Source organism: Pseudomonas sp. B40(2017), from assembly GCF_002112855.1.
Taxonomy (GTDB): domain Bacteria; phylum Pseudomonadota; class Gammaproteobacteria; order Pseudomonadales; family Pseudomonadaceae; genus Aquipseudomonas; species Aquipseudomonas pharyngis.
Window position 1 is genome coordinate 547,590 of sequence record NZ_NEIT01000006.1, and the last position, 8,579, is coordinate 556,168.

8 protein-coding genes are annotated in these 8,579 nt (G+C 63.7%); 5 read left to right on the plus strand and 3 right to left on the minus strand.

The window, feature by feature from the left end; all coding sequences use genetic code 11:
- Positions 1 to 13: 13 nt before the first annotated feature.
- Genes CAF76_RS19545 through cbiE form a run of 3 tightly spaced genes read right to left on the minus strand, consistent with a single transcriptional unit; the run spans position 14 to position 3,037 of the window.
- Positions 14 to 739, minus strand: a complete 726-nt coding sequence (locus tag CAF76_RS19545) for a cobalt-precorrin-6A reductase (protein ID WP_085648102.1) — start codon at positions 737 to 739, stop codon at positions 14 to 16.
- Positions 736 to 1,833 carry a cobalt-precorrin-5B (C(1))-methyltransferase gene (locus CAF76_RS19550; protein ID WP_085648103.1) on the minus strand — a complete coding sequence of 366 codons (1,098 nt, stop codon included), beginning with the start codon at positions 1,831 to 1,833 and terminating at the stop codon, positions 736 to 738. The genes CAF76_RS19545 and CAF76_RS19550 overlap by 4 nt, the downstream gene beginning before the upstream one ends.
- Positions 1,826 to 3,037 carry a precorrin-6y C5,15-methyltransferase (decarboxylating) subunit CbiE gene (gene cbiE, locus CAF76_RS19555; RefSeq protein ID WP_085648104.1) on the minus strand — a complete coding sequence of 404 codons (1,212 nt, stop codon included), beginning with the start codon at positions 3,035 to 3,037 and terminating at the stop codon, positions 1,826 to 1,828. Before cbiE ends, CAF76_RS19550 begins: the two co-directional genes overlap by 8 nt.
- 268 nt (positions 3,038 to 3,305) lie before the next feature.
- On the opposite strand from cbiE, the gene CAF76_RS19560 reads away from it, so the two are divergent.
- The 5 genes from CAF76_RS19560 (at position 3,306) to cobJ (ending at position 8,455) form a co-directional block, all read left to right on the plus strand.
- The gene (locus CAF76_RS19560; RefSeq protein ID WP_085648105.1) at positions 3,306 to 3,944 is read left to right on the plus strand and encodes a hypothetical protein; all 639 of its coding nucleotides are present in this window, start codon (positions 3,306 to 3,308) and stop codon (positions 3,942 to 3,944) included.
- A gap of 159 nt (positions 3,945 to 4,103) precedes the next feature.
- Positions 4,104 to 5,402 carry a precorrin-3B synthase gene (gene cobG, locus CAF76_RS19565; RefSeq protein ID WP_085648106.1) on the plus strand — a complete coding sequence of 433 codons (1,299 nt, stop codon included), beginning with the start codon at positions 4,104 to 4,106 and terminating at the stop codon, positions 5,400 to 5,402.
- The gene (locus CAF76_RS19570; RefSeq protein ID WP_064593212.1) at positions 5,395 to 6,021 is read left to right on the plus strand and encodes a precorrin-8X methylmutase; all 627 of its coding nucleotides are present in this window, start codon (positions 5,395 to 5,397) and stop codon (positions 6,019 to 6,021) included. Before cobG ends, CAF76_RS19570 begins: the two co-directional genes overlap by 8 nt.
- Complete coding sequence (locus CAF76_RS19575) at positions 6,018 to 6,752, plus strand: precorrin-2 C(20)-methyltransferase (protein WP_371857894.1); 735 nt, start codon at positions 6,018 to 6,020, stop codon at positions 6,750 to 6,752. The genes CAF76_RS19570 and CAF76_RS19575 overlap by 4 nt, the downstream gene beginning before the upstream one ends.
- Positions 6,752 to 8,455, plus strand: a complete 1,704-nt coding sequence (gene cobJ, locus CAF76_RS19580) for a precorrin-3B C(17)-methyltransferase (RefSeq protein ID WP_085648107.1) — start codon at positions 6,752 to 6,754, stop codon at positions 8,453 to 8,455. Before CAF76_RS19575 ends, cobJ begins: the two co-directional genes overlap by 1 nt.
- The last annotated feature ends 124 nt before the right edge of the window (positions 8,456 to 8,579 follow it).

The following is an 8,579-nucleotide window of genomic DNA, read 5'->3' on the forward strand; positions in this document are numbered from 1 at the left end:
CGTGGATCTTGCCTCAGGAGTTGATTGTCTCCAATTCAACAAGTGTTTCTTGAAGCGTCCAAAACTCCCGATCAACCCCCGCCAACTCCGGCCGCTTCAACACCATCACCGGCACCCCAAGCGCCCGCGCCACGTCCAGCTTCGGCTCGGTTGCGGTGCTGCCGCTGTTCTTGCTGATCAGCACGTCGATCTGCCGGCGTTCGAACAGCGCCCGCTCATCTTCCAGCAGAAACGGCCCACGGGCGCCGATGACTTCGCAGCGTTCGTTGCCGGGATAAATGTCGAGGGCGCGCAGGGTCCAGAACTGGTGCGCGGGGATTTCATCGAGGTGTTGCAGCGGTTCGCGGCCAAGGGTGAACAGGGGGCGGCGGAAGGGTTCGAGGGCGGTGATCAGTTCGGCCCAGTCGGCGACTTCGCGCCAGTCATCGCCCGGTTGCGGTTGCCACGCGGGGCGGCGCAGGGCCCAGCAGGGGATGCCGGTGAGTTGCGCGGCGGTGGCGGCGTTCCGGCTGATTTGTGCGGCGTAGGGGTGGGTCGCGTCGAACAAAAGTGTGATGCGTTCGTCGCGAATGAACTGCGCCAGACCTTCGGCGCCACCGTAGCCGCCGACGCGCACCTGACACGTCAGATCGGTCGGCACCCGGCCGACACCGGCCAGGCTGTAGATGTGCTCCGGTCCCAACGTGCGTGCGATCGCCAACGCTTCCGTCACGCCGCCGAGCAACAAGATTCGCTTCATTCAAAGGCACCCGCATGGCCAACAATGCCACCCTGACGATCAATCGCAAACACCTCGACCTGCACCTGAGCCGGCACCACGCTGCGGGCGAATTCCAGCGCATGGCGGCAAACTTCATCACCGAGGGCAACGCCCGCCGCACGGGCCATCGCCAACGCCTGCTGACTGGTGTTCGCCCCGCGAATGGCTTGCTGCAACACATCGTCAGCACCAATCGCCGCTGCCCATTCCGCCAGTTGCGGCAGGTCGATACTCGAATGACGCGAGTGCAGGTCCATGTGCCCGGCCGCCAGTTTGCTGATCTTGCCGAAGCCGCCGCACAGGCTGAGTTTATCCACAGGTACTTTGCGCAGGTGCTTGAGCACGGCGCCGACGAAGTCGCCCATTTCGATCAGGGCGATTTCCGGCAGGTTGTAGACCCGGCGCATGGTGTCTTCGCTGGCGTTGCCGGTGCAGGCGGCGATGTGCAGGTAGCCGTTGGTTTTCGCCACGTCGATGCCTTGATGGATCGAGGCAATGTACGCCGCGCAGGAAAACGGTCGGACGATGCCGCTGGTGCCGAGGATCGACAAGCCGCCGAGAATCCCCAGACGCGGGTTCATGGTTTTCAGCGCCAGGGCTTCGCCGCCCTCGACATTGACCGTCACCTCGAAGCCGCCGCGATAGCCGGTTTCTTCGGCGAGCAGGGTCAGGTGATCGCTGATCATCTTGCGCGGCACCGGGTTGATCGCCGGTTCGCCGACGCCCAGCACCAACCCTGGCCGGGTCACAGTGCCGACGCCCTTGCCGGCCACGAAGCGAATCCCCGGCTCGGCCATCAGCCGCACCCGCGAATAAAGCAGGGCGCCGTGAGTCACGTCCGGATCATCGCCGGCATCCTTGATCGTTCCGGCTTCGGCGCCGTCTTCGGTCAGCCGGCAGAACTCCAGACGCATCTGCACCTGCTTGCCCTTGGGCAACACGATCTGCACGGCGTCGGCAGATGAGCCACCGAGCAGCAGATGGGCAGCGGCGAGGCTGGTGGCCGTGGCGCAGCTGCCGGTGGTCAGGCCGCTGCGCAGGGGCGCGGGTTGTTCGGCGGTTTCGTCACGCATCAAGGGGTTTGACCAGATCGAGCAGGGTGATCGGCAAGGCCTGGCGCCAGGTGTCGAACTCGCCCAGCGGCTGTGCCTGGGCAATGTGGATGCGGGTCAACTCGCCACCGTGGCGTTCGCGCCACTCCATCAAGGTCATTTCGCTTTGCAGCGTCACGGCGTTGGCCACCAGTCGGCCGCCGGGTTTGAGGTGTTCCCAGCAGGTGTCGATCACGCCTTCGCGGGTCACGCCGCCGCCGATGAAAATGGCGTCCGGACGCTCAAGACCGGCGAGGGCCTGAGGAGCACTGCCGCGAATCAGTTGCAGGCCAGGAACGCCCAAGGCATCACGGTTGTGTTCGATCAGTTGCTGGCGACCCTCGTCGGCCTCGATGGCCAGGGCGCGGCAGCTCGGGTGAGCGCGCATCCACTCGATGCCGATCGAACCGCTGCCGGCGCCGACGTCCCAGAGCAATTCGCCCGGTGTCGGGGCGAGGCGGGCGAGGGTGATGGCGCGCACGTCGCGCTTGGTCAGTTGGCCGTCGTGCTCGAAGGCCGAGTCCGGCAGACCGGCGAGACGCGACAGGCGTGGTGTATCTGGATCACCCAGGCATTCGATGGCGATCACGTTGAGGTCGGCAATGAGCGGATCGTTCCAGTCGTTGGCTGTGCCGTCGATCCGGCGTTCAGCGTCGCCGCCCAGATGTTCCAGAACACTCAGGCGACTGGCGCCGAATCCGCGCTCGCGCAGCAATTGCGCAACCGCGGCCGGGCTCTGGCCGTCATTGCTCAGCAGCAACAGGCGCACGCCGCTGAACAGTTGTGCGTTGAGGGCCGCCAGCGGGCGGGCCACCAGCGACAGCACATTGACGTCCTGCAACGGCCAGCCCAGTCGGGCGGCCGCCAGCGAGCATGAGGATGGCGCTGGCAGAACCAGCATCTCGACTCCTGGCACCAGCCGCGCCAGACTTGCGCCAACGCCGTAGTACATCGGATCACCACTGGCCAGCACGCAGACCGCTTCGCCACGGCGTTCAAGAACCGGGGCCAGGGAGAACGGGCTCGGCCACAACTGGCGCTCGCCACCGATGCACGCCGGCAACAGGTCCAGTTGACGCTGGCCGCCGATGATCCGCGAGGCGCCCAGCACGGCGCGGCGGGCATTCTTGCCCAGGCCCTTGAAGCCGTCTTCACCGATTCCCACTACCGTCAGCCAGGGTGTCATGCCGTTCCTCAATCTCGTGCGCCGTTCAATCGGCGCATGATAGCGCGGCTTCTGTTGTCTGGCGTTGCTGCCTTGTTGCAGGCGAAGGCAGCGTAGACATGTTATGTGGCTGAAAACCGATTGGTGGATCGAGCGTCTTTGTTATTTTGGTTTTTGATCAAGTTGAACGTTACCCATAAAACGCACTGGATCATTTTCTGAACGATTATTTAATTAACTAGTGGTTGAACGCCTTGCTGGCGTCCTGTTATAGGGATGTGATGTAAACATGGATGACATAAAACATAATGCGACACTTGTCGGCGATATATTGCTGACCGGCAGTCGGGGACAAACAAACGAGGACTATCAGTTCGCGTTGAACTGTACTTACCTGGCACAGCGCCAGGCGGATATGACTTATAACAGTGCGACCCAGCCTGGACGATGGACCGATTATTTTACCGATGTACTGTGGTCGCATGGCTGGAGCCGTAATTATCAACCGATCGAGCACGTTCAAACGCAGTTCAGGGGCAGCGTGCGCGAGGTCTGGTCACGACTGGCATCGCCGCTGCTGAGTGCTGAACAGGTGGCTGGCGTTGATCGAGGGCTGGTGGCGCTCGAAGGCGACGTTGCACTGTTGAAAAAGATCAAAGGCCTTAGTGGCAAGGCGTTCGATTTCAAAATCATGCCGATCAATTACAACGCCAATGGTGATATGGAATTGATCGTGACAAATACCCGGTTCATCAAGTCGAGCCTGAACACCGGGTATTTTTTCTGGAACGTTTCGCAAGTAATGACTCAGCTGGATGTTCTGGCTCGGAAGGTGGTGATCAGTCGCCGGGTCTTGGACGCTCGTCGAGCCAGTGTGATAAAGGCGCTGGAGGGGATCAAATTCAATTTCGAGGATTACCCGCTGTGACCGCCTCCCTCTTAGGCGATTTTCTTCCACGGGAATAGCCCGGCAACGCAGAATCCGACCGGCAGGCATTTTCATGCGCTCGGGCAAAGCAGGCATAATGGCGACCTTTCGCCCTCACGGTGCTGCCAGCCAGCCGGTCATCCCTTGAACGAACGCTCGATGTCAACAGCTCTACGCCCCTCGGCTTGTCCGGGGTTGCTGCGTATCGTCCAGGCGCTGGATGGCGGTATCTGCCGGATCAAACTCAATGGTGGTTCGATCAGCGCCGATCAGGCTGAGGTGGTGGCGCATGCCGCCGAGCGTTTCGCCAGTGGCGTGATCGAGGCAACCAACCGCGCCAACCTGCAGATTCGCGGGATCGGCGAGCACGGCACCGCGCTGATCGACAGCCTGCTGGCCGCCGGCCTCGGGCCGCGAACCGCCGCCGGTGATGATGTGCGCAACCTGATGCTAAGCCCTGCTGCAGGGATCGACCCGCAGATGCGCCTGGATACCCGCACGCTCGCCGGGCAGATTCTCGATACCCTGCAAAGCCATCCGCGTTTCCACGAGCTGAGCGCCAAGTTCGCCGTGCAACTGGATGGCGGTGAAGCGCTGGCGATGCTCGAACATCCCCATGATCTGTGGTTGTCGGTTTACGAAGAGCGCGGGGAAACGCTGTTGGCATTCGGCCTGGCGGGTTGCCCGACTGAGCGACCGCTGGCCGCCGTGGCGCTTGCGCACGGACATGCGCTGGTGGTGGCGGTGCTGGAGGTGTTCCTCGATCTGGCTCGACCGGAGCAGACGCGAATGCGTCATCTGCTGGATGAATGTCCGGCGCCGATGTTCCTGGCAACACTCGGGCGGCGGATCCGTCTGCAAAGCGTCGGCGACTGGCGGCGTGAATCGACGCCGGAAGGCTTGCACATCGGCATCCATCCTCAGCCATCGGCCGGTCAGGTGTATGTCGGTGCCGCACCGGCGTTTGGCCGCCTCGATCCGGACATGCTGCGTGGCGCCGCGCAACTGGCCAGAACTTTCGGCGACGGCACCCTGCGTTTCACCCCTTGGCAGAGTCTGTTGCTGCCCAATGTGCGGGAAACCGCTGCGGTTCAAGTGCTCGACGAATTGGGCAAGCTGAACCTGCTGACCTATGCCGAAAGTCCTTTGGCGCACCTGATCGCCTGCACCGGCTCCAACGGTTGCGGCAAAGGCCTGGCCGACACCAAACACGATGCCCGCCTTTTGGCGACGCTGTTGCCACATGCCGTGGATGTGCACCTGTCCGGCTGCCCGCGTTCCTGCGCCGCCGCCCACCGCGCTCCGGCAACGTTGCTGGCCGTCAGCCCCGGTCATTACGACCTCTATATTCGCGATGCAGCGGTGCCCGGTTTCGGCGCGCTGCACGCTCAAAACCTTACTATCGAAGCGGCCGCGACCCTGCTCGTCGCCCGCTCACGGAGCCCCCTTGATGCTTGATTACATCCGCGACGGTCAGGAGATCTATCGCAACTCCTTCGCGATCATTCGCCGCGAGGCCAACCTCGCGCGCATCCCGGCCGACCTGGAAAAACTCGCGGTGCGGGTGATCCATGCCTGCGGCATGGTCGAGGCGATCGACGGGCTGCAATTCTCCGCAGGCGCCGGCAAGGCCGGGCGCGATGCGCTGGCCGCTGGCGCGCCGATCCTGTGCGATGCGCGGATGGTTTCCGAGGGCGTGACCCGTGCGCGCCTGCCGGCCAACAACGAAGTGATCTGCACCCTGCGCGACGACAGCGTTCCGGAGCTGGCGCGCGAGCTGGGCAACACCCGCTCGGCAGCGGCGCTGGAACTGTGGCGTCCGCATCTGGAGGGCAGCGTGGTGGTGATCGGCAACGCGCCGACCGCGCTGTTCTATCTGCTGGAAATGCTCGACGCCGGCGCCCCGAAGCCGGCGCTGATCCTCGGCTTTCCGGTGGGCTTCGTCGGCGCTGCCGAATCCAAGGCCGAGCTGGCCGCCAACAGCCGTGGGGTGCCGTTCGTGATCATGCAGGGCCGCCTCGGCGGCAGCGCCATGGCCGCCGCGGCGGTCAATGCCCTCGCCACGGAGATCGAATGATGCAGGTTCAAGGACGTTTGATTGGCCTGGGCGTCGGCCCCGGTGATCCGGAACTGATTACCGTCAAGGCCCTGCGCCTGTTGCGCGAGTCGCCGGTGGTGGCGTACTTCGTGGCCAAGGGCAAAAAGGGTAACGCGTTCGGCATCATCGAAGCGCACCTGCAGGACGCGCAGAATCTGCTGCCGCTGGTGTACCCGGTGACCACCGAAGTACTGCCGGCGCCACTGTCCTACGAACAGGTGATCAGCGATTTCTACGATGACGCCGCCGAGGAAGTGGCCGTGCATCTGGATGCCGGCCGCGATGTAGCGGTGATCTGCGAAGGTGACCCGTTCTTCTACGGTTCCTACATGTACCTGCATGACCGCCTGGCCAACCGTTATGAAGCCGAAGTGGTGCCGGGCGTCTGCTCGATGCTCGGCGGCGCGTCGGTGCTGGGCGCGCCGCTGGTGTATCGCAATCAGAGCCTGTCGGTGCTGTCCGGTGTGCTGCCTCACGAAGAGCTCAAACGTCGTCTGGCCGATGCCGACGCGGCGGTGATCATGAAGCTGGGGCGCAATTTCCCGAAAGTGCGCGATGTGTTGGCGGAACTGGGCCTGGCCGAGCGTGCGCTGTATGTCGAGCGCGCGACCATGGCCAACCAGAAGATCGTGCCGCTGGATGAGGTCGAACCGATGTCGTCGCCGTACTTCTCGCTGATCATTGTGCCCGGCGAACGGTGGCAAGGCTGATGACTCATTCCACACCGGCCATCGTCATTCTCGGCCAGGGCGCGTTGGCCACGGCCCGTCGCCTGCAGCAGGTCTATCCAACTGCGCAGATTCATGGACTGAAAGGGCGCGTCGATGGCGCCGACCTGACTTACAGCGACTTCGGCGCGACCCTGCGCGAGCTGTATCAACAGGACACGCCGATCATTGCCTTGTGCGCGGCCGGCATTGTCATCCGCACGCTGGCGCCGCTGTTACTGGAGAAAGGCGCCGAACCGCCGGTGCTCGCCGTGGCGGAAGACGGCAGCGCCGTGGTGCCGCTGCTCGGTGGCCTCGGTGGGGTGAACGTCATGGCTCGCGAGATTGCGGCTGCACTTGAAGTGGCAGCGGCGATCACCACCAGCGGCGAGTTGCGTTTCGGCACTTGCCTGCTCAACCCGCCCGGCGGTTATGCCTTGGGCGATCTGGAGCAGGGCAAGCGCTTTGTCTCCGACCTGCTCGCCGGCCACAGCGTGCGCATCGACGGTGCCGCGCCGTGGCTTGCGCAGGCGCAACTGCCGGAAGATCCACAGGCGCAGCGCTCGATTCGTGTGGGCAGCGATGCTCGAACGGCGAGCGCCAGTGAGTTGCTGATTTATCCACGCAGTGTGGCGGTAGCGGTGGGTGCTGATGTGGTCGACCTGCCGGGCACCATCCGTGATGCGTTGCACCAGGCTGGTTTGGCGTTTCAATCGCTGGCCTGCCTGGTGGCGGCGGACGTTCAGATGGCCAGCCCGGCGTTGCGTGAAGCAGCGCTCGAGCTGGGAGTGCCGCTGCGCTTTGTCGCGCCGGCGAGTGACATTGGTGAGCTGGCTCGCGATGCTGTCCCCGACGCTCGAATCATCAAAACATCCCGCGACCTTGCCATCGCAGTGGCAGAACAGCCACTGGATGTTTCGCAGATCGGTCGTCCGCGCGGACGTCTGGCCGTCATCGGCCTCGGCCCGGGCGCGGCAGAGCTGATGGTGCCGGCGGTAAAAGCCGAGCTGGCCCGTGCCACCGACGTATTGGGTTATGAAACCTACGTGCGCATGGCCGGTCCCTTCCGCGACGATCAGGTGCAGCATTGCACCGACAACCGCGAAGAAATGCAGCGTGCCCGCCACGCTTTCCGACTGGCCGCGCAGGGCCGATCGGTGATTGTGGTTTCGTCCGGCGATCCGGGGGTGTTCGCCATGGCGGCGGCGGTGCTCGAAGCGTTGCACGAATCGACGGATCCGGCGTGGCACAGCGTCGATCTGGAAATCCTGCCGGGTGTGTCCGCCTCACTCGCTACCGCCGCTCAGGCCGGTGCACCGCTGGGACACGACTTTTGCGTGATGTCGCTGTCGGACAACCTCAAGCCATGGTCGATCATTGAGAAGCGCCTGGACCTGGCCGCCGAGGCCGATCTGGCATTGGCGTTTTACAACCCGATCTCCCGCGCCCGTCCGTGGCAGTTGGGGCGAGCCCTGGAAATCGTTGCCCAACATCGCACGCCGCAGACGCCGGTGGTGCTCGGTCGCGATATCGGCAGACCGGGGCAGACCCTGCGTACCACTACGCTGGGCGCATTGACCGCGGATCAGGTGGACATGCGCACCATGGTGCTGATCGGTTCATCCACCACCTGCACCTTCCCCCGTGCGACGGGAGGCGACTGGGTGTACACCCCCCGCTGGTATGGCGAAAAGCCTGGCGGCTGATGCTCCTTTCCATGCTGTGTGCCCCCTCGGGTATCGATTGACAAGACAAGGCCGCGAATGGGTTGTTCGCGGCCTTGTCTTTCGTATCGCACGGCAATTTATATATCTGTGACACTTGTTTGGA